This is a genomic window from Hydrophilobacter chitinilyticus, assembly GCF_049860745.1.
In the GTDB taxonomy this organism is placed as follows: domain Bacteria; phylum Pseudomonadota; class Gammaproteobacteria; order Burkholderiales; family Burkholderiaceae_C; genus Rhodoferax_B.
The window spans coordinates 4,005,832-4,027,741 of the sequence record NZ_CP187561.1 but is presented as its reverse complement, the minus strand read 5'-3'; the positions used below and the strand labels follow the sequence as shown (position 1 = coordinate 4,027,741).

1 protein-coding gene is annotated in these 21,910 nt (G+C 66.3%); it reads right to left on the bottom strand.

Going from position 1 to position 21,910, the window contains the following annotated elements; all coding sequences use genetic code 11:
• Positions 1 to 21,852, bottom strand: a complete 21,852-nt coding sequence (locus tag ACPWMG_RS17860) for an Ig-like domain-containing protein (protein WP_483300833.1) — start codon at positions 21,850 to 21,852, stop codon at positions 1 to 3.
• Positions 21,853 to 21,910: the final 58 nt, after the last annotated feature.

The following is a 21,910-nucleotide window of genomic DNA, read 5'->3' as shown; positions in this document are numbered from 1 at the left end:
TCAGGCCACGCTCACCACATGGACCGTGCCATTGGTGGTACTGACGCGCAGTTGGCCATCGGCCCCAAAAGCCAAGCCTGCGATGACATTGCCGCTGACCCCCTGGCTGGTCAGGTCGACGCGGCGGATCTCGGTGCCGTTGCGGTTGATCAGCACCACGTTGCTGCTGCCGTAGTAGCTGCCCAGCCAGAGGTTGCCGGTCACGGGATCGATGGCCAGGCCCGTGGCCGCTGTCACGTTCAGCGGTACGGCAAAGCTGTTGACCAAGACCCCCGCCGTGGTGAATTCTGAAAGTTTGTTGTCATTGGTGGTCACAAACAAATGTCCCGAGGTGGGATCAAACACGCCCGAGGTCATGTAGCTGCCCGGCAGGGTGAGCAAGGCGATGGCCGCCCCGGTGGTGGGGTTGATGGCGGCGACACGGTTGCTGGTGTAGCCGTTGAACAGCAGCAGGCTGCCCTGCGGCACATTCGTGCCGTTCAGGCTGAAGGCGGCGGGCGCCACCTGCAGCCCGGCATAACCCTGGGTGGTGCTTTGCGGGCCAAACGCCGCACTCAGCGTGATGGTCTGCAGCACCGCCCCGGTGGCGGTGTTGATGCGCAGCAAGTGGTCCGGGTTGGCGTTGTCCAGCACCCAGGTGGCGCCGGTGCTCGGGTCCACGGCGATGTCGCTGAGGTAGCCCACCGGGGTGGTGTCGCTGCCCACACGCAAGGTGTTCAGTGCCAGGGCGGCCGAGGTGCCGCCGGCCGTGGTCACGGTGGTGTTGCCCAGGCCGTAGCGTGGGGCGTCACCGGTGTCCAGCGTCAGGTAGGTGTTCTCGATGTAGTTCGGTGCGCCGTAGCTGATGTCCACCCCGGCGTTGACCAGCGTGTCGACCACGGTCTTGCCCGGCAGCGTGATGGTGGTGGCCCCTTCGACATAACCACTGCCGATGAGATACAGGTTGCCACTCTCGCTGAACTGCGTCAGCGTGGGCACGATCTGCAGCACCGGCTGAGAAGCCGAGCCAAACACCTGCAGCGCAAACGCGCCGTTGGCGTAACCCGGCAACACCAGGGTGGCGCTGCTGCCGTCGCTGGCGGCGGTGGTCGGGTTCAGCCGCACCATGCTCAGCACGCCGCTTTGGTTGGTGTAGCGCAGCAGCACGTCGGTGGCGGTGGAAAGGCCGGAGCCGTTGAGCACGATGGCCTGGCCGGCGTTGGCTGAGGCCAGGGCGGCATTCGCCGGGGTGCCGCTGGCGGCCACGCTGGTGATGCTGGACAGAGACACCGAGAACAGCGCACTGGTGCCGCCGGCGGTCTTGACGCTGATGGCGCCAAAGGCGGCATTGCTCAGCGGCACGGTCAGGGTCACCTGGCCGTTGGCGATGTAGCCGATGGACGGGTCATAGCGGTCTTGCACGTCCGGGCCGGTGGACGCCCCGGCGTCCAGCACCACTTCACTGCCAAACTGGTAGGCGCTGTTCAAACCCTCGATGAAGCCGTAACCGCTGACCACCACCACGGCCGAGCTGCCATCGGCCGCCACCGACTGCACCTGCACATCGGTGATGGCCGGCACGATCTGCAGCGGCACACTGGCGCCATTGGTGTCGCCCACCACGCGCACCTGGCCGGTGATGGCGTTGTAGGGCACAACCACCTGGGCCTGCGTACCAGCGGCATTCACCGTGGTCGGGTGCACGATCACATCGGACAACTGGCCGTTGGCGGCCATCGTCTGGAACACCACATCGGTGCTGGCATCCAGGCCCACACCGACCAAGGTGATAGCCTGCAGCGGCTGGGCCGAGGCCTGGCCACTGGCCGTGGGTGTGCCGGAGGTGGCACTGGTGGTGATGCTCGACAAGGTCAAGCCAAAGGCCGCACTGGTGCCACCGATGGTGGCGATGCGGATCGGGCCGGTGGGCACGTTGCTCGGCACGGTCAGGTTCAGGCCGCCATTGGCGATGTAGCGGCCCAGGGTGGCGTCGTAGCGGGTGTAGACGTCCAGGCCGTAGTTGCGGGCGATGTCGTCGACACGCTGGTTGCCGAAGAGCACGCTGGTGGCGCCTTCGGCAAAGCCCGAGCCGGTGAGGGCCAGGTTGGTGCCAGCAAAGCTTTGGTTGACGTTCATGGCCACGTCGGTCAGCGTGGGCACAATTTGCAGCAAGAGACCAGCCCAATCACCTTCCACGCGCACACGTCCCGTCGTGGCGTTGTCCGGCACGGTGACGGTGATGGTTTGTGCCGCCACGTCGATCGAGGTGGGGTTCACGGTGACTTGGGTCGGGTTGCCATTGTCGTCAAGCACCAGGAAGGTCACTTGATTCGTGCTGCTGATGTTGGTGCCATGCAGCACAATGCTTTGACCAGTATTGGCGGAGGCGATGCCGGCCTGTGCCGGTGTGCCACTGACAGCGGCGGCTTCGATGCTGCTCAAACGAGTGCTGCCGGTCTGCCGAACTTCTACATTCAAACCGTAGGTGCCGGTATAGGAGGCCACACCGCTGCCCGCCACGGCCGGGTTGTAGGTGTTGTTGTTGTAGCCGCTGACGCCGATGGTGTAAGTGCCCGTGGTGATGGGGATGAATTCCAGAATGCTCGCGTCATTGAGGTTGAAGTTGCGCGAAGCTACTTGTGTGCCGCTGGCATCGAACACCCGCACCAAGCTATAGAACCCGGGGCCGCTGGCCAGGTTCAGGTGCAGCAGGTTGCCCGCGGTCAGATCGATCTTGTAGAGGTCGACGTCCTTGGTGGTATTCGCACCGTCCCCAATGGTGGCGTTGATGGTCAGGCGGGCATCGCGCGGTGCGCCCAGACTGGTTGCACTTGCCTGGGTATCACTCGGGTCGCTGGCTGGTGTTTGCACACCAAGATTGGTGAATCCGGTGGCCACACGCAGCGTACTGGTGCCGCCCGAGGTCGTTGCGGTCATTACGTTGCCTACGGCACCCGTCGGCACGGTGAGCGTGATGAACTGAAGATCGCGGTTTTCGCCTGTGCTGTCGATCAGCGTGCGCAGGCTGTAGTTGCTCACGGGCTTTCCGCCAACCGTGAGGACCAGATCCCCTGCACTCAGTCCATAACCATCGAGCACGATGGTGTTACCAGGTGCCACCGTGCCGCCTACGGAGCGTAGGGCTGGCACGATCTGCAGGTCGAAGCTGGTACCGCTGCCCAACACGGTGACCGAGCCCGTCACAGCTAAGGCGGGAACCGTCAGCGTCAAGGTTTGTCCGTTGTTGCTGACGGTGCCGGTGCGTGTGAGCGTGCCGCTCACGCCGCCATCGTCGCGACCTTGAAACTGCACCAGCGTGGACGAAGTGAAGCCTTGGCCCTGCAATACGATTTGCAGTCGCCCGGTGCTGGAAGCTGGTTGAGTGGGGTCGGTCGGTGTGCCGTTGACATCGACCACCAGTGCACCCAAGGAGGTGACCAAAGCATCAAACTGCACGACAGGCTGCGCCGGGATGGTGGGGTTGAACACCACATAACCGCCCTCGGTGGTGATGCGGATGGGCCCATCCAGCGTGCGCGGCGCCACAGCGCTCAGGCTGCTGTTGCGTGTGCCGGTCACATCGAAAGGTGTCAGGTTGCTGGCGGTGTCGGCGATGCTCACGCCGCCAATCGTCAGCGTGCTGGCCCCCTCCATGAAGCCCGAGCCGCTGAGCGTGAACTGGCCGTCTTCCCCCGGGCGGCCGCTGATGCCGGTCAGCGTGGGCACCACCTGCAGGCGCACGCCGGCACTGGTGCCATAGGTCTGCACCGCCTGGCTGTTGTTGACGAAGTCGCCATTGGCAAAGCTCTCGTGCAAGAGGCTGGTGCCGTCGACACTCACGTCGATCAGGTCCGGCCCGTAGGTGGGCTGGTTGCCATCCCAGGAGTCGAGCACGTACAGATCGAAGCGCAACGTGTAGGTCTGGCCGGCCGTCAGGCCGCTCAGGTTCAAGGTCTGCGTGCTGTTGCTGAAGCGGCCGCTGTAGCGCGTCAGGTCGCCCAGGCTGGCACTGTCCTCGTCGCTCAGGCTCCATTGGCTCTTGGCCGCCCCCTCGAAGTCGTCGCTGAACAGCGTCGTCGCCCCCTGGCTCACGCGCACATTGTCCAGGCCCCAGCTCTCGTTGTTGATCCCTTCCAGCCCGCCGTCGGCAAAGCGCACCGTGGCCGTGCTGGCACCGGCGGTGAAGCTGACCGTGACGTTGCGGTAAATGCTGTCGGGGTAGCTGGTCGAGCCCGCCAGGTCCAGGGTGCCGCTGTTGACCACGCGCACATTGCCGGTGGTGGCCAGGTCGGGCACCTGCACCTGCAGGCTGGTGCCGGTGGCATTGATCACCAGCGGCGCCATCGCCAGCGTGCGGGTGTTGCCGTCGTTGTCGCGGATCTCGAACAACACCCGGGTGCCGGCGCCGAAGTTGCTGCCGGTGAGCGTGACCACCTGGCCCACGTTGGCCGAGGCCACACCGGCCTGGGCCGGCACGCCATCGGTGGCCTGGCCGGTGATGCCGGTCAGCGTCGGGGTGTGCACCGACAGGTCGGGGGCCAGGTTCAACACCCGCACCACGCCCTGGGTGGAGCTCACGCGCAGGGCGCCGTCGGCGCCAAACGCCAGGCCCGAGATGGTGTTGGCCGCCACGCCCTGGCTGGCCAGGTCGACGCGGCGGATCTCGCTGCCACTGCGGTTGAACAACACGATGTTGGTGCCGCTGGCCGACGAGCCGATCCACAGATTGCCCGTGCTTGGATCGATGGCCATGCCGGTGTGGCCGGTCACAGCGAACGGCAGCGCAAAGCTGTTGACCAAGGCCCCGGCGGTGGTGAACTCGGAGACCTTGTTGTCGCCGTTGGTGGCATTGGTCACAAACAGATGGCCCGAGGTCGGATCGAACACGCCCGAGGTCATGTAGCTGCCCGGCAGGGTGAGCAAGGCGATGGCCGCCCCGGTGGTGGGGTTGATGGCGGCGACACGGTTGCTGGTGTAGCCGTTGAACAGCAGCAGGCTGCCCTGCGGCACATTCGTGCCGTTCAGGCTGAAGGCGGCGGGCGCCACCTGCAGCCCGGCATAACCCTGGGTGGTGCTTTGCGGGCCAAACGCCGCACTCAGCGTGATGGTCTGCAGCACCGCCCCGGTGGCGGTGTTGATGCGCAGCAAGTGGTCCGGGTTGGCGTTGTCCAGCACCCAGGTGGCGCCGGTGCTCGGGTCCACGGCGATGTCGCTGAGGTAGCCCACCGGGGTGGTGTCGCTGCCCACACGCAAGGTGTTCAGTGCCAGGGCGGCCGAGGTGCCGCCGGCCGTGGTCACGGTGGTGTTGCCCAGGCCGTAGCGTGGGGCGTCACCGGTGTCCAGCGTCAGGTAGGTGTTCTCGATGTAGTTCGGTGCGCCGTAGCTGATGTCCACCCCGGCGTTGACCAGCGTGTCGACCACGGTCTTGCCCGGCAGCGTGATGGTGGTGGCCCCTTCGACATAACCACTGCCGATGAGATACAGGTTGCCACTCTCGCTGAACTGCGTCAGCGTGGGCACGATCTGCAGCACCGGCTGAGAAGCCGAGCCAAACACCTGCAGCGCAAACGCGCCGTTGGCGTAACCCGGCAACACCAGGGTGGCGCTGCTGCCGTCGCTGGCGGCGGTGGTCGGGTTCAGCCGCACCATGCTCAGCACGCCGCTTTGGTTGGTGTAGCGCAGCAGCACGTCGGTGGCGGTGGAAAGGCCGGAGCCGTTGAGCACGATGGCCTGGCCGGCGTTGGCTGAGGCCAGGGCGGCATTCGCCGGGGTGCCGCTGGCGGCCACGCTGGTGATGCTGGACAGAGACACCGAGAACAGCGCACTGGTGCCGCCGGCGGTCTTGACGCTGATGGCGCCAAAGGCGGCATTGCTCAGCGGCACGGTCAGGGTCACCTGGCCGTTGGCGATGTAGCCGATGGACGGGTCATAGCGGTCTTGCACGTCCGGGCCGGTGGACGCCCCGGCGTCCAGCACCACTTCACTGCCAAACTGGTAGGCGCTGTTCAAACCCTCGATGAAGCCGTAACCGCTGACCACCACCACGGCCGAGCTGCCATCGGCCGCCACCGACTGCACCTGCACATCGGTGATGGCCGGCACGATCTGCAGCGGCACACTGGCGCCATTGGTGTCGCCCACCACGCGCACCTGGCCGGTGATGGCGTTGTAGGGCACAACCACCTGGGCCTGCGTACCAGCGGCATTCACCGTGGTCGGGTGCACGATCACATCGGACAACTGGCCGTTGGCGGCCATCGTCTGGAACACCACATCGGTGCTGGCATCCAGGCCCACACCGACCAAGGTGATGGCCTGCAGCGGCTGGGCCGAGGCCTGGCTACTGGCCGTGGGTGTGCCGGAGGTGGCACTGGTGGTGATGCTCGACAAGGTCAAGCCAAAGGCCGCACTGGTGCCACCGATGGTGGCGATGCGGATCGGGCCGGTGGGCACGTTGCTCGGCACGGTCAGGTTCAGGCCGCCATTGGCGATGTAGCGGCCCAGGGTGGCGTCGTAGCGGGTGTAGACGTCCAGGCCGTAGTTGCGGGCGATGTCGTCGACACGCTGGTTGCCGAAGAGCACGCTGGTGGCGCCTTCGGCAAAGCCCGAGCCGGTGAGGGCCAGGTTGGTGCCGGCAAAGCTTTGGTTGACGTTCATGGCCACGTCGGTCAGCGTGGGCACGATTTGCAGCAGCAGGCCCACACGTGGGTCGCGCTCCAGCCGCACGCGACCGGTGGTGGTGTTGTCGGGCACGGTGACGGTAATGGTCTGCGCCGTCAAATCAATCGACGTGGGCGCGACGGTCAAGTTGGTGACATTGCCGCTGTCGTCGAGTACGGTGAAGATCACGCGGTCGCTGCTGCTGATGCCCAGGCCATGCAGCACGATGGTCTGGCCGGTGTTGGCCGAGGCAACGCTAGCCTGCGCCGGTGTGCCGCTGGCGGCCACGGCCTCGATCGAACTGAGCCGGCCGCTGTCGCTGCGCTGCTCTTCGATGCTCAGGCTGTAGCCGCCGGTGTACGAGGCGGTGCCGCTGTTTGCCACGGCCGGGTTGTAGGTGCTGTTGTAGTACCCGCTGACGCCGATGGTGTAGGTGCCGCCGAAGTCCAATGTGAAGTCGAGTGTGCTGCTGTCGTTGAGGTTGAAATTGCGCGAGGCCACTTGTGTGCCGCTGGCATCGAACACGCGCACCAAACCGTACATGGCGCTGCTCGACAGGTTCACGCGCAGCTGGCCGCTGGCGAGTTGCACCTTGTAGAGATCGACGTCCTTGGCGCCATTGGCACCGTCGCCGATGTTGGCGTTCACCACCACGCGCGCATTGCGCAGGTCGCCCAGGTTGGTCGCGCTGGCGAGGGTGTCGCCGGGATCGGCCACGGGTGTGACCGTGCCCAGGTTGGTGATGGCCTGCCCGACACGTGCCAACGAGCTGCCGCCACCGGTGCTGACGGTGATGATGTTGCCCACAGCGCCCGTGGGCACGGTGAGGGTGATGAACTGCATGTCCTGGCTTTGGCCGCTGCCGTCGACCAGGGTGCGCAAGCTGAAGTTGCCCACGGGGCGCCCGCCCACGGTGATCACCAGATCGGGTGCGCTGAAGCCAATGCCCTGCAGCATGACGGTGTTGCCCGGTGTGAGGGCACCGCCCACGCCGCGGATGGCGGGGGCGATCTGCAGCGCAAAGCTGGTGCTGCTGCCCAAGATGGTGACCGGGCCGGTGGTGGCGAGTGCGGGCACCACCACGGTCAGGGTCTGGCCGTTGTTGCTGACCGTGCCGGTGCGTGTGAGCGTGCCGCTGGTGCCGGTATCGTCATAGCCACGGAACTGCACCAGGGTAGAGGATGTAAAGCCCTGACCTTGCAGCACGATGGTCTGGCCCGGGTTGGCTGAGGCCACCGCCGCATCCACCGGTGTGCCACTGGAAGCCGTGGCGACCAGCGCACTGAACTGCACGACAGGCTGCGCCGGGATGGTGGGGTTGAACACCACATAACCGCCCTCGGTGGTGATGCGGATGGGCCCATCCAGCGTGCGCGGCGCCACAGCGCTCAGGCTGCTGTTGCGTGTGCCGGTCACATCGAAAGGTGTCAGGTTGCTGGCGGTGTCGGCGATGCTCACGCCGCCAATCGTCAGCGTGCTGGCCCCCTCCATGAAGCCCGAGCCGCTGAGCGTGAACTGGCCGTCTTCCCCCGGGCGGCCGCTGATGCCGGTCAGCGTGGGCACCACCTGCAGGCGCACGCCGGCACTGGTGCCATAGGTCTGCACCGCCTGGCTGTTGTTGACGAAGTCGCCATTGGCAAAGCTCTCGTGCAAGAGGCTGGTGCCGTCGACACTCACGTCGATCAGGTCCGGCCCGTAGGTGGGCTGGTTGCCATCCCAGGAGTCGAGCACGTACAGATCGAAGCGCAACGTGTAGGTCTGGCCGGCCGTCAGGCCGCTCAGGTTCAAGGTCTGCGTGCTGTTGCTGAAGCGGCCGCTGTAGCGCGTCAGGTCGCCCAGGCTGGCACTGTCCTCGTCGCTCAGGCTCCATTGGCTCTTGGCCGCCCCCTCGAAGTCGTCGCTGAACAGCGTCGTCGCCCCCTGGCTCACGCGCACATTGTCCAGGCCCCAGCTCTCGTTGTTGATCCCTTCCAGCCCGCCGTCGGCAAAGCGCACCGTGGCCGTGCTGGCACCGGCGGTGAAGCTGACCGTGACGTTGCGGTAAATGCTGTCGGGGTAGCTGGTCGAGCCCGCCAGGTCCAGGGTGCCGCTGTTGACCACGCGCACATTGCCGGTGGTGGCCAGGTCGGGCACCTGCACCTGCAGGCTGGTGCCGGTGGCATTGATCACCAGCGGCGCCATCGCCAGCGTGCGGGTGTTGCCGTCGTTGTCGCGGATCTCGAACAACACCCGGGTGCCGGCGCCGAAGTTGCTGCCGGTGAGCGTGACCACCTGGCCCACGTTGGCCGAGGCCACACCGGCCTGGGCCGGCACGCCATCGGTGGCCTGGCCGGTGATGCCGGTCAGCGTCGGGGTGTGCACCGACAGGTCGGGGGCCAGGTTCAACACCCGCACCACGCCCTGGGTGGAGCTCACGCGCAGGGCGCCGTCGGCGCCAAACGCCAGGCCCGAGATGGTGTTGGCCGCCACGCCCTGGCTGGCCAGGTCGACGCGGCGGATCTCGCTGCCACTGCGGTTGAACAACACGATGTTGGTGCCGCTGGCCGACGAGCCGATCCACAGATTGCCCGTGCTTGGATCGATGGCCATGCCGGTGTGGCCGGTCACAGCGAACGGCAGCGCAAAGCTGTTGACCAAGGCCCCGGCGGTGGTGAACTCGGAGACCTTGTTGTCGCCGTTGGTGGCATTGGTCACAAACAGATGGCCCGAGGTCGGATCGAACACGCCCGAGGTCATGTAGCTGCCCGGCAGGGTGAGCAAGGCGATGGCCGCCCCGGTGGTGGGGTTGATGGCGGCGACACGGTTGCTGGTGTAGCCGTTGAACAGCAGCAGGCTGCCCTGCGGCACATTCGTGCCGTTCAGGCTGAAGGCGGCGGGCGCCACCTGCAGCCCGGCATAACCCTGGGTGGTGCTTTGCGGGCCAAACGCCGCACTCAGCGTGATGGTCTGCAGCACCGCCCCGGTGGCGGTGTTGATGCGCAGCAAGTGGTCCGGGTTGGCGTTGTCCAGCACCCAGGTGGCGCCGGTGCTCGGGTCCACGGCGATGTCGCTGAGGTAGCCCACCGGGGTGGTGTCGCTGCCCACACGCAAGGTGTTCAGTGCCAGGGCGGCCGAGGTGCCACCGGCCGTGGTCACGGTGGTGTTGCCCAGGCCGTAGCGTGGGGCGTCACCGGTGTCCAGCGTCAGGTAGGTGTTCTCGATGTAGTTCGGTGCGCCGTAGCTGATGTCCACCCCGGCGTTGACCAGCGTGTCGACCACGGTCTTGCCCGGCAGCGTGATGGTGGTGGCCCCTTCGACATAACCACTGCCGATGAGATACAGGTTGCCACTCTCGCTGAACTGCGTCAGCGTGGGCACGATCTGCAGCACCGGCTGAGAAGCCGAGCCAAACACCTGCAGCGCAAACGCGCCGTTGGCGTAACCCGGCAACACCAGGGTGGCGCTGCTGCCGTCGCTGGCGGCGGTGGTCGGGTTCAGCCGCACCATGCTCAGCACGCCGCTTTGGTTGGTGTAGCGCAGCAGCACGTCGGTGGCGGTGGAAAGGCCGGAGCCGTTGAGCACGATGGCCTGGCCGGCGTTGGCTGAGGCCAGGGCGGCATTCGCCGGGGTGCCGCTGGCGGCCACGCTGGTGATGCTGGACAGAGACACCGAGAACAGCGCACTGGTGCCGCCGGCGGTCTTGACGGAGATGGCGCCAAAGGCGGCATTGCTCAGCGGCACGGTCAGGGTCACCTGGCCGTTGGCGATGTAGTAGCCCAGGCTCGGGTCGTAGCGGTCTTGCACGTCTGGGCCTGAGGTGTTCGACACATCGTTCACCACTTCCGAGCCAATGCGGTATTCGCCGCCCACACCTTCTGCAAAACCATAGCCGCTGAGCACGATGACCGCGCTGCTGCCATCGGCCGAGATCGATTGCACCTGCACGTCGGTGACGATGGGCACGATCTGCAATGGCAGGGTGCCGTCGGCAAAGTCGGTGCGCACGTTGCCCACCTGGCCGTACACCACGAGGTCGCCGCTGGTGGCGTTCAACGGCACGGTGAAGTAGGCCACGCCGCTGGCCGCGTCATAACGCCGCGCGTTGACCACGGTGCTCGACTTGGTGCCAGAGGCATCGATGGTGGCAAACTGCGCGCGTGCTGTGCTGGGGTCGAACGGCACGTTGATGCCAATCTCTTGGCCCACATTCGCCGATGGCGCCTGTTGGACGTCGGCCACACCGCTGGCCGCCTGCACACCGCTGGCCGGGCGCACGGTGAAGTGCCGCACGATGGGGGCGTCCAGCGTGTTGCCCGAGCGGTCGGCAATGATGTTCTTGGCGATGACCAACTGGTAGTCGCCTGCGGTGAGGAAGCTGTCGGGCAGCACCGACAGCGACTGGCCAAAGGCCCGTGTGTCGAGGTGCGTGGTGATGGCCACGTCGTCGGCGGTGCCGAAGACGCCGTCGTTACCGGCGCGCACCAGGCTCACGCCTGAGACGTTGAGCAGGCTCACGTCCAGAGGCTCGTCGAACTGGATGTCGATGGAGCGCACGAAGAAGCGCCGCGCGCCTTCCGCGACACTGATGGATTCAACTTCGGGCGCGAAGGTGTCCGGCACCACATCGAGCACGGCCACGGTGGACAGCGTGCTGTTGCCGCCGGTGTCGGTGGCGCGGATCTGCAGCGTCAAGGTGTTGCCGGCCGAGGCGATGGTGGGCGCCTGGGTGAACAACTCGAACGGGAATGCGGCAGCGTTCGACACCACCACGCCGTTGACCAGCAGCTCCACGTTGCGCACCTGCACGTCGTCGCTCACCGTTGGCCGTATTTGCACGGTGCGGCCTTCCAGCACCTGGATGCCGGGCTTGGTGGGGTCCACGTCAACACCGTCCACGGCAATAGTGACGGTGGGCGGCGTGCCCGCCGCGTCAAAGCCGATGTAGTTGACGATTTGCAGGCCGCCCGTGCCGTCGGCCACGAAGGCCAGGCCGTTGGCGATGGCCACGTTCATCGGCGCATTGGGCAGCAGGTAACGGGTGACGAAACTGCCGGTGTTGGCCGGGTCGCGCACGTCGCTCACGTCGAGCACAAACAACTGCTGGCCCACGGGGCCGCGCAGTTCGCCGGTGGTGACCAGCAGGCCCGAGCCGTTGGCGGCCATGGCTTGGCCCGCAGTGCTGTTGAGGTCGACACCGCTCTTGAGCAGCAGGTTGGCCGGGTTGGTGGCGTCCACGCTCAGGAAGCCCTGGCTGTTCTGGTTGGCAGTGCCCACATAGACGATGCCGCCACCGGCGAAGATCTTGTCACCATCGGTGCTCACGGCCAGGGTGTCCAGCGCCGCCAGTTGTGTGCCGTTGATGGCAAAGCTGCGCAGCGTGTGCTGGTTGTCCAGCGTGTAGAGGGTGCCGCCGTCGATGGAGAGCGAGGTGATGATGCCGCCGCCGGTGTTCTGCAGATTCAGCGTCTGCAAGATGTCGCCGGTGTTGAGGTCGACCACGGACAGATTGCTGCCTGCGGCCACAAAGCCCAGGCCGTCGCGTACACGCACGTTCTGCACGGCCGCATCGAACAGCAGGGTCTGCTGCAACGCTGGAGCCGCCGGGTTGCTGATGTTGACGATGTGCAGGCCCGCGTCGCCCGCCGCGACCAAGGCCAAGCCGCGCACGGCGTCGACCGCCACGTCCACATTCACGCCCGGCAGATCCAACTCGGCGCGCAGCGTGGGGCGTGTGGTCTGCGAGACATCGACCACGGCCAGGCCGTAGGTGCCGGTGGCCACATAGGCGTAGAGCTTGGCCCCGGTGTCGCCTCCGGTGCCAATCACCGCCACCGCTTGGGCGCTGCCTTGCAGCGCTGCGTTGGAGACCACGCCGGTGGGGATCGACAGGCCACCCAAGGGGTCAAGCTGCTGCTGCACTTCGGCCAGGTCCGAGATGCCATCGGCATCGGTGTCCTTCTTGTCGGCGCGGGTGCCGATGATGAACTCGGCCAGGTCTTCCAGGCCATCCACATCGGTGTCGGGCGTGTAGCGGTTGCCCAGAACCACCTCGGGCAGGTCGAAGTCGTTGCCAGACTTCGGCGTCACGTAGTCGCTGATGCCGATGGTGTTGGTTTCGACGTGGTAGACGTACTGGCGGTAACGCGTGTTGGGCGAAAGCACCACGCCGTCCGGGCAGATGGCGCCGCCTTCGGCGACGACAGTGTTGTCGCGCATGATCAGGCCGGTGTCGAGGTTCTGGATGGCGAAGTAGTAGTGGCCGCTGGTGTAGCTCACGCTGGTGGCGGGCGTGATGTAGTCGCTCACCTTGTGGATCTCAAGCGCGTTGATCGCCACCATGTCGCTGTCGCCAAACAGGCGCAGGTCGAGCACGCCGTCGTGCACTTCCACCTGGTGGGTCATGGTGATGTGTTCACCCAGCACGGTGGAGACCGCGCCACGGCGCACACCTTCGAGTTCGTAGCTCATGCGGTCGCGTGCCGAGGCATCGTCGCCCAGCGTGATGTTGACCATGTAGGTGCCGTTGGCCAGTGCGACGCGGAAGGTGCCGTTGCGCGTCTGTGCCAGGTCGCCGGTGAGTGGGTTGCTGCCGCTGCTGGCGTCACTGGCGCTGCCGGCCGTGGCCCAGCCGTAACCGGCTGCGGCGCTGTAGGCATTGCTTGCGCTCACACCGGTAAAGCCTGGCGCGACGCTGGCCGTGCCGCCAAAGTCAAAGGCGTAGCTGGTGTGGGTGTCTTCGGTAGGTGCAGTGTCGGCCGCTGCAACCGAGGCGCCGCCGCCATCGCTTTCGAGCAGTTCACCATCGGTGGTGTGGGCCGGGGCGTTGGTGCCGGGGTGGAAGACGAAGCCCGCGCCGGGCAGGGTGTAGGCCTGGGCCTTGGTGGTGTCGACGATGTAGCCCAGATCCTTGAGCGCGGCCATGGTGAGTGTGCTGAGCTTGGACGGGGTGGCGGTGTCGAGCAGCGGCGTCATCAGCTCGTTGCCGAACACCGATTCGCGCCAATGGGTGGGCGTGGCACCGCTGCGGTTGTCCAGCGGCACGCCGGTCTGTGCGGTGCCGGTGAGGGCGGTATAGGCTGCCACGCCGTTGGCGCCGGTGTAGCGCGGGTTGGCGGGGTTGCTGGTGTCCACCAAACCGAGTGCCGCCCATTGCTGGCCGAGGCCGAGCGCGTGGCCGATTTCATGCAGCAGGGTGGCGAGCAACTGGTCGGGCGTGGCGCTGACAAGGTCGGCCGCATCAAGCGTGATTTCTGCCAGCGAAGGCTGCTTGAGTGCGCCGCCACGGGTTTCCAGAATCTGTGTGGACGCCAGGGTGCCACCGGCACCATCGCCTGCGGCCACCTTGATGTCGATGCGCAGATCATCCACCAGACCGTAGCGCGTGAGGGCCGCTGGAATGTCGGTGGTGATGATGGATTGCCATTGGGCCACCGCCGCACCAACGATGGCGCGTTGTGCCGACGTCAGCACGTTGTTGAGGTCCACCGCGTCGATGTTGAACGCGGTGTTGCGTGTCGGCGTGCCGCCCACGGGCGGTGTGACGACCACCACCGGCGGTTGGTTGGGTGGCGGAGGCGTGGTCGTTGGCGGCGGTGCGGGCGGGATCGGGTTGAACGGCGGCCAGACGATGATGACCGGCGGCGTGGGCGCCGGGCCGATGATGATCGGGCCGGGGCCTGGGGCGGGACCGGGGCCTGGCGCTGGGCCGGGGCCAGGGCCGGGAGCAGGTCCGGGGCCACGTGGCTTGTCGCTGCGCCCCCATGGGCCGGGAGGCGTCAGCCCGTGCCAGCCTGGTGCCATCACGCCCGAGCCTTCATCGGACACCACGGTCTTGCCATCGGCCGAGACCGTGCCCGTGCCGTTGATGATCAGGCGGCCGGTGGTGTGGTCAAAGCTCAGGATGTTGAGCTTGGTGCCGGGGGCCGAGTTGAAGACATTCGGGAAGGTGATCTTCACGGGCGCGGCGAAGGTGTCCACGCCCGGCGCCTGGATGGTGATGTCAAAGGTGTGCTCGAGCACGCCCGGTGGCAGCATGTCCTTCACCAGTGCAGGCGGTACGGTGTTGATGCCGATCTTGACGTCGGTCAGCGGTTTGCCGTCGAAGCCAATGGCGGCACCGGGTTCGATCGTCAAGGTCAGTGCGTTGCGCCAGTCGTCGATGATGTCGGGCGCGGATTTTTCATCGACCGTGATGGTGGTGGGCACGGTGTTGCTCACCTGCTGTAGCGAAGAGGTCTGGATGCGTGGCAGATAGATCTCGCTGCGGTCGGCGTTTTCGCGCTGCGACTCGTCCTTGCCCATACTGCCCATGGCGGTGTTGACGATGCCGGGTTTCAGCTCCAGGTCCATCACCATTTCGGGGAAGAAGATGCTGGCCGGTGCGTTGGTGGCAGTGCGTCCGTCGATGGCCAGTTTGACGTTGCCCACGGGCACGCCATCGAACGAGAAATTGCCCAGCGCATCGGTGTAGACGAAGCGGTCTTCCTGGCCAATGATGTAGACCTTGGCGTGTGCGATGGGGTTGAGGAACACGTCGTCCGGCGTGTGGATCACGCCATCGGGTCCGCGCCGGATGTCGTCAAAGGTCATCGGCAGCAGGTCAGGCCCGGGGTCGAGCACGCGGCCCACCAGCTTGGTGCCGATCACCGACGTGGTGCTGACGGTGGTGAAGCTCCAGGTAAGCTCGCCGCCCGCAATGCCGTTGCCGTCGGCATCCAGGAAAGCGCCGTCCTGTGCCGCGCGGATCGCCGAGCCCTTCACGTGGAGGGTGATGGTCGAACCACCAGGCATGGGGTCGTTGGGCAGCAGCCAGGCAAAGCTGCCGTCCAGCGCGGGTACGATGGTCATGGCCAGCTTGGCGCCGTCGGGGCCGGTGGCATACAGCGTGTCGGCGGTCAGGGTGGCCGCGTTGACGGCGCGGCTGAAGAACACCTGCGGCCGGAAGGTGCTGCCGATGTCGCCCTTGCCATCGTCAGGGGTGAACTTGGTGACGCTGAAGGGCGCCAGTTCGGCCACGCTGACCGCGCGACTGAAGGTCTGGCTGTTGCCCGCAATGTCCTGCACCAGCACGTCGAGCGTATGGTTGCCCACGCTGAGGTCACCCAACGGCAGGGCTTGGTCAAACGCGCCCGACAGCGGGTCGAAAGCGATGGTCTTGCTTGTACCACCATCGATGCTGTAGCTGAGCTGCGCGATGCTGGTGCCCGTGGCGTCGGCGCTGCCCACAAGCCGGCTGGCGGCATCCAAAGCGGTGCCATTGACGATGCTGGTCAGGGCGAGTGTGGGGGCCTTCGTGTCGAGTGTGAAGTTGCGGGTGTAGCCGGCGCTCAGGTTACCCGCCTCGTCGCGTGCCAGCAGGGTGAAGGTATGGGCACCGTCTTGTGATCCATTCAGTGCCAGGGCGGTGGAGACGCTGAACTTGCCGTCGGCAGTGAGCGTCATGTCGACCAGCGGGCCGTTGTCGATGCGGTACTGTGCGGAGGCCACGCCCGAGAGATTGTCGACAATCTGGCCGGTGAAGGTGATATTGGCGTTGGTTGTGGCTGCGCTGTCTGCCAGCACCAGCGTGGGCGCCTGGGTGTCTTCGGTCAATGCAAAGCGTGCCAGCACGGCGTCGGCTACCTTGCCGCCGATCACGGCGCCTTCATGGTTGGCGAAGATGGTGTGGATGCCCGCGTAGATGCGGCTCATACCGGCTTCTTCAGCGGCTTGCTGGAAGCTGGTGAAGCTGCGGGTGACGCCGAGTACCGTCACGCTGGTGGTGGTGAAGGCGGTGTTGGCACCGAACACCGAACTCAAGATGCCGGCACCCGCCGCGCTGAAGGTGGAATGGCCCGAGACGTAGTCGGGGTGGGGCGGTGTGATCAGCAGGGGGCGCCAGTTGGCGTCGACTTGGGTGCCGGGGTTGTTGTCCAGGTCGGCGTTGTTGATGGCCGTGACCGGGCGCCAGAAGTCGTAGGTGTACTTGGTGTCCCAGGCGGCGATGGCCGCATCGGCCAAAGCCACGTTGAGCATGGCCATCATGCGGGCGTTGCTGCTCAGGCTGGTGCCCTTGGCCGTGGCGACTTGCTCGGCGATCAGGTTCCAGTGACCGGGCGGGGTGTAGCTGCCCCCGCCGTCGGCCCAGAACTGCGCCATTTGGGATTGGTCGGCAGTGCGCAGTGTGCTGGTGTCGCCGCCGTACAGCCGCACCTGTTCAAGGGCTGCGGCGTATTCCGGCGAGTCAAGCTCGGGTGGTGGCGGTGCGCGGAATTCATCTGCAGACGTCAGCGCGAACGGGGTGACGCTGCCCCACTGCGGCATCTCCGCCGTCATGTACAGCGGGCCGGTGGGGCGCCATTGGCCGATGGCTGTGCCGCCGTCGTCTTCGGTGTAGTCGCGGTAACCGTCGTTCGCGCGAATGCCCAAAATCGCGCTGGCGATGCGGTCGCCCAGGGCAATGCCGGCGGACTTGGCGGCACCGTCGGCAATGTGGCTCATGTCGGCGGCAAGGTAGGCGTTGAGCAGCGTGCGTTGTGCGGGGTAGTAGGTGTAGAGCACACGGTAAGCGGCCTGGGTGACGGCCGCCTCGACCGATGTGGGCCCGCTGGCCTGGTCCTTCACCATGTAGGCCGGTGTGCCTTCGATGGCGGCGAGTGTGTCGTAGACGGCAATGCTTTGGATGGCCAGGATGCGCGTGGCTTCTTCTGGTGTGCTGACATCCAACTGGATGGACTTGAGCGCCACCAGGTTCCACGCGAGCACGGGGTCGACGCTTGCGCTGGGGGCCACACGGGTGAGGGTGCGCGTGAGACTGGTGCTGTTGCCTGCCGCATCCACCACGCCCAGGGTGATGACGTTGTCGCCCGTGGCCAGGGCCACATTGGGGAGCTGGAACACGCCGGTGCCGGAGGCCACCACGCTCAGGCCTTGCGCGCCGAGCGTGACCGTGGCGTTGGCTTCTACCGTACCCGCCAGAACGGTGAGGGCAGACTGGGTTTGGCTGGTGTCGCCATTCACCGCATCGGCCTGGCTGATGCCGAAGCTGCCGGCCGTGGGAGCGGCGGTGTCGAGCGTGAACGACAGGCTCACGGCTGCAGACTGGTTGCCTGCGGCGTCGACCGCGACGACGCGCAAGGTGTGCGCGCCATCGGCCAGCGTGCCGCCGGCTAGCGTGGCAAGCTGAGCGGTGCTGAGGGCAAAGCTGCCGTCGTTGGCCAGCGCCGCGCTGAGGTCGGTGTAGACCGGTGTGGCGCCCGCGTCGAGCGCGACCAGCAGTTTGACCGTGCCGACGTTGTCCACGGTTGTGCCTTGGATGCGGGCGTCGTTGGTGAGGCCGTCGCTGGCCGAGCGGCCGCTGTCGTTGAGCAGCGCCAGCGTGGCGACGACCGGGGCTTCGGTGTCGTTGCCTGTGGGGGCTACGCGTTGCACGGCCAGGCTGGCGGTGCTGCTGTTGCCGGCTGCGTCCGTCAACGTGAAGGTGAAGCTGTTGCTGCCCATGGCCAACGCCACGCCTGCAAAGCTGAAGTTGCCTTGTGCATCGGCCGTGGTTTGCTGGGCGCCGAGTTGCACCGTGGTGCCGCTGGCCGCTTGGCCCACCAGGGTGATGCTGGTGTTGTCTGTGATCAGGTCGCCGACCGTTCCGCTGTCCGATGCCGGGGCCAGGCCGAGGCCTGTGGCAGCGGGGGCTGTGGTGTCGAGCGTGAAGGTCAGCGTCTTTACGGCCGAGGTGTTGCCTGCTGCATCGACGGCCATCACCGTCAAGGTGTGCGCACCATCGGCTAAGCTGCCACCGGCTAGTGTGTTGAGCTGGGCTTGGGTGAGGCTGAAGGCGCCACCGGTCAACGCGCTGGTCAGGTCGGTGTAGGTGGGGGTGCCGGTGGCATCCAGCGCCACCAGCAATTGCGCGACGGCTACGTTGTCGCTGACCGTGCCCTCTACGCGTGCATCGTTGGTGAGCTTGTCGGTGGCAGAACTGCCGCTGTCATTGACCAGGACCAAGGTGTCGACCACGGGCGCTGTGGTGTCGCCAGGAATGGCTTCGCGCACCACGCTCAGGCTGGCGGTGCCGGTGTTGCCTGCCACGTCGGTCAACGTGAAGTTGAAGCTGTTGGCACCCAGGTTCAGCGACAGGTTGGCGAATGCAAAATCGCCCTGGTTGTCTGCCGTGGTGCTGGCAGCGCCGAGTTGGACCAGGGTTCCGGGGCTGGTGTTGCCGCGCAAGGTGACGACCGCTTGCGTGGTGCTGTTGTCGCCCACGGTGCCGGTGTCCGACGCGGGGTCGAGGCCCACGGTGGCGACCGGGGCCGTGGTGTCGAGGGTGAAGGCCAGGGTTCGGGTGGCCGAGCGATTGCCTGCAGCGTCTACCGCCACGACGATCAAACTGTGTGCGCCATCGGCCAGCGTGCCACCGGCCAAGCTGTCGAGTTGCGCCTTACTGAGGCTGAAGCTGCCATTCACGAGGCTGCTTGAAACATCGGTGAAGCTGGGTGAGCCCGTGGCGTCCAGCGCCGCTAGCAATTGGGTCACCCCAACGTTGTCGCTTACCGTGCCTTGCACGCGCGCGTCGCGGGTGATGCCGTCGTTCGCTGCGCTACCGGTGTCGGCCACCAGCGCCAGTGTGTCGATGGTGGGCAACGTGACATCAGGCGGCGCGGCGCGCTGCACCACCAGGCTGGCCGATCCCACATTGCCAGCGGTATCGGTCAAGCTGAAGGCGAAGCTGTTGCTGCCCAAGGCCAGGGCCAAATTGTTGAAAGCAAAGTTGCCCAGGTTGTCTGCGGTGGCCGAGCTTGTGCCCAACTGCACCGTCGTACCAGGGCTGGTGGTGCCCTGCAAGGTCACGCTGGCCAGCGCGGTCGTGCCGTCCCCCACCGTGCCGGTGTCTGATGCCGGAGCCAGGCTCACGGTGGCGGTAGGGGCCAGTGTGTCGAGCGTGAAGCTCAGTGTTTTGACGGCAGAGCGATTGCCTGCGGCGTCTACCGCCACCACGCTGACGGCGTGTGGCCCATCGGCCAAGCTGCCACCAGCCAAGCTGTTGAACTGTGCCTGGCTCAGCGTGAAGGCCGAGTTGACCAGGCTGCTGGTGACATCGGTGAAGGTGGGGGTGCCCACGGCGTCCAGCGCCACCAGCAACTGAACCACACCCACGTTGTCGCTCACCGTGCCTTTCAACCCGGCATTGCTGGTGATGCCGTCGCTGGCGGAACTGCCGGTGTCGTTGGCCAGCACCAGCGTCTCGACCACGGGTAGCGTGGTGTCGCCCACGATGGCTGTGCGCTCGACGGTGAGGCCGGCGGTGCCGGTGTTGCCTGCCACGTCGGTCAAGGTGAAGGCAAAGCTGTTGTTGCCGACGTTGAGCGCAACGTTGCTGAACGTGAAATCGCCCTGGGCGTCGGCCGTGGTTTGTGTGCCGTTCAACGCCACCAGGGTGCCAGCGGATGTTTTGCCCGCCAGCGTCACGCTGGCGAGCGTGGTGCTGCCATCGCCCACCGTGCCGGTGTCGGACGAGGGCGCGAGCGCGACCACCGCCGTGGGGGCGGTGGTGTCGAGCACAAAAGCCACGTTGGCTGCGGCCGAGCGGTTGCCCGCCACGTCGATGGCGCGCAGCGCGACGGTATAGGCCCCGTCTGCCAGATTGCCGCCGGCCAGGGCCGCGAGTGTGGCGCCGCTGACGGTGTAGCCGTTGGCGGTGGCCGTGGTGCTGATGGCTTGGTAGTTGCCATTGCCGATGCGGGCTTCGAAACCAAACAGACCGCCGGCGTCGGCGGCTTGCAGCAGCAGTGCGGGGTCGTTGGTGATGCCATCACTGCTGGACGCACCTGTGTCGTTGCGCAGGGCTACGCTGAGGCTGGGCGGTGTGATGTCGGTGGCCACCGTCTGCAATTGCGTGAATGTGCTGGGGGCCACGGTTTGGCCGCCAACCCGCACCGTGGCGGGAAAGGCCGGTGCCACCAAGCGTGAGCTGCCGCCCAGCGCCCCGCCCACCACGAGTTCTTGCACGCGGTTGGCGCTGCCGCCCAGCATGGTGCCGGTGGTAGGGTCGACGCTGGCCAGGATGGTGCTGTCCAGCACGTCGCCGCTGACGCGCACGCGCGCCAGGGTGCCCGCCTTGAACGTGTCGGCGTTGGCGCCGCTGCCGCCGAGCGCCACGTCGGCGCCCAGGTTGGCACCCACCAGCACCGTCAAGCCACGCATGGAGCCGCCCACCTGCAGCACCTGGATGGCGCTAGCTGCCACCAGGCCGGAGGCATCTCCCACGATGTAGAGCTGCGTGACGGCACCGCCAAAATTAGCGCGCCAACTGGGCGCCGTGCTACCCAACTGCACGCTCCCGGTGCGGCCGGAAATACTCCAGACACCGGAGACGCTGCCTTCGACATTCACGCCGGTCAACACTGTGGCGGTGGCCCCAGGCGCGCCGATGGCCAGGGCCGCGTCCAGTACGCCGTGGACGTTGAGTTGGGTCAGCGAAGCGGCTTCAAGGCGTCCGGTGCTTCCGGTCCAATTATTGGTTTCGAGCTTGAGCTGCGTTTGGCTCGCCAGGATGCTGCTGTTGTGCACGCTACCCAGGCGCAGGTTGGCGTTGGCACCCGTCAACTGCAGGCTTGCCGTGTCGAGGTTGCCCAGCGTCAAGCTGCCAATTTCGCCGTCGAAACGCGCCGCACCTTGCAGATCGCCCAGGCCAAGGTCCAGTGTGCCCACCGCACTGTTGGCCTGCACGCTCGATAGGGTCACGTGGCTGTTGTTGCCGTCGGTGCGCAACTCTACCCGGGTGTTGGCATTGGTGCCTGTCAACGCCAGGCTGTAGCGGCCATCGTCGTCCAGCGTGAGTTGGGCCGCGCCCGCACCGGTGACCACCACCTCGACCTCAACCTGCGGCGCTGCCGCAGCCATGAAGCTGGCGAACACGGCGCCTGGTCCGGTACTCGTGTCGTCGCTTGTGCTGGTGCGCTGCACGATCTGGCTGGTTTCGAAACCCGCAGGTGGCGGCGCCAGCAAGGTCGCGGCTTCTGCCGACATCAGCAGGCGCGGCTCCAGCGGCTCGAAGCGGATGCGTTCGAAAGCGGGCGTGAGGGCGTCAATGATTTCCCGCCGCCAGGTGGAGAAGCGCTGCTTCAGCGCCTGCAGCAAATCGCGGCGGATGAACGCTGTGGCGCGCGCGACGAGTGCGAGCAGCAAGCGCGCCGGGCTGGCTTTGCGGGGCTTGGATCGTGAAGCATGGGCGCGACGAGACGCTGCGGTTGAATGACGCATGGCTACTCCTTTTGCGGTGGAAGGCAGGCGCACCGCAGCGCTGTTTGCCGATTCCTCG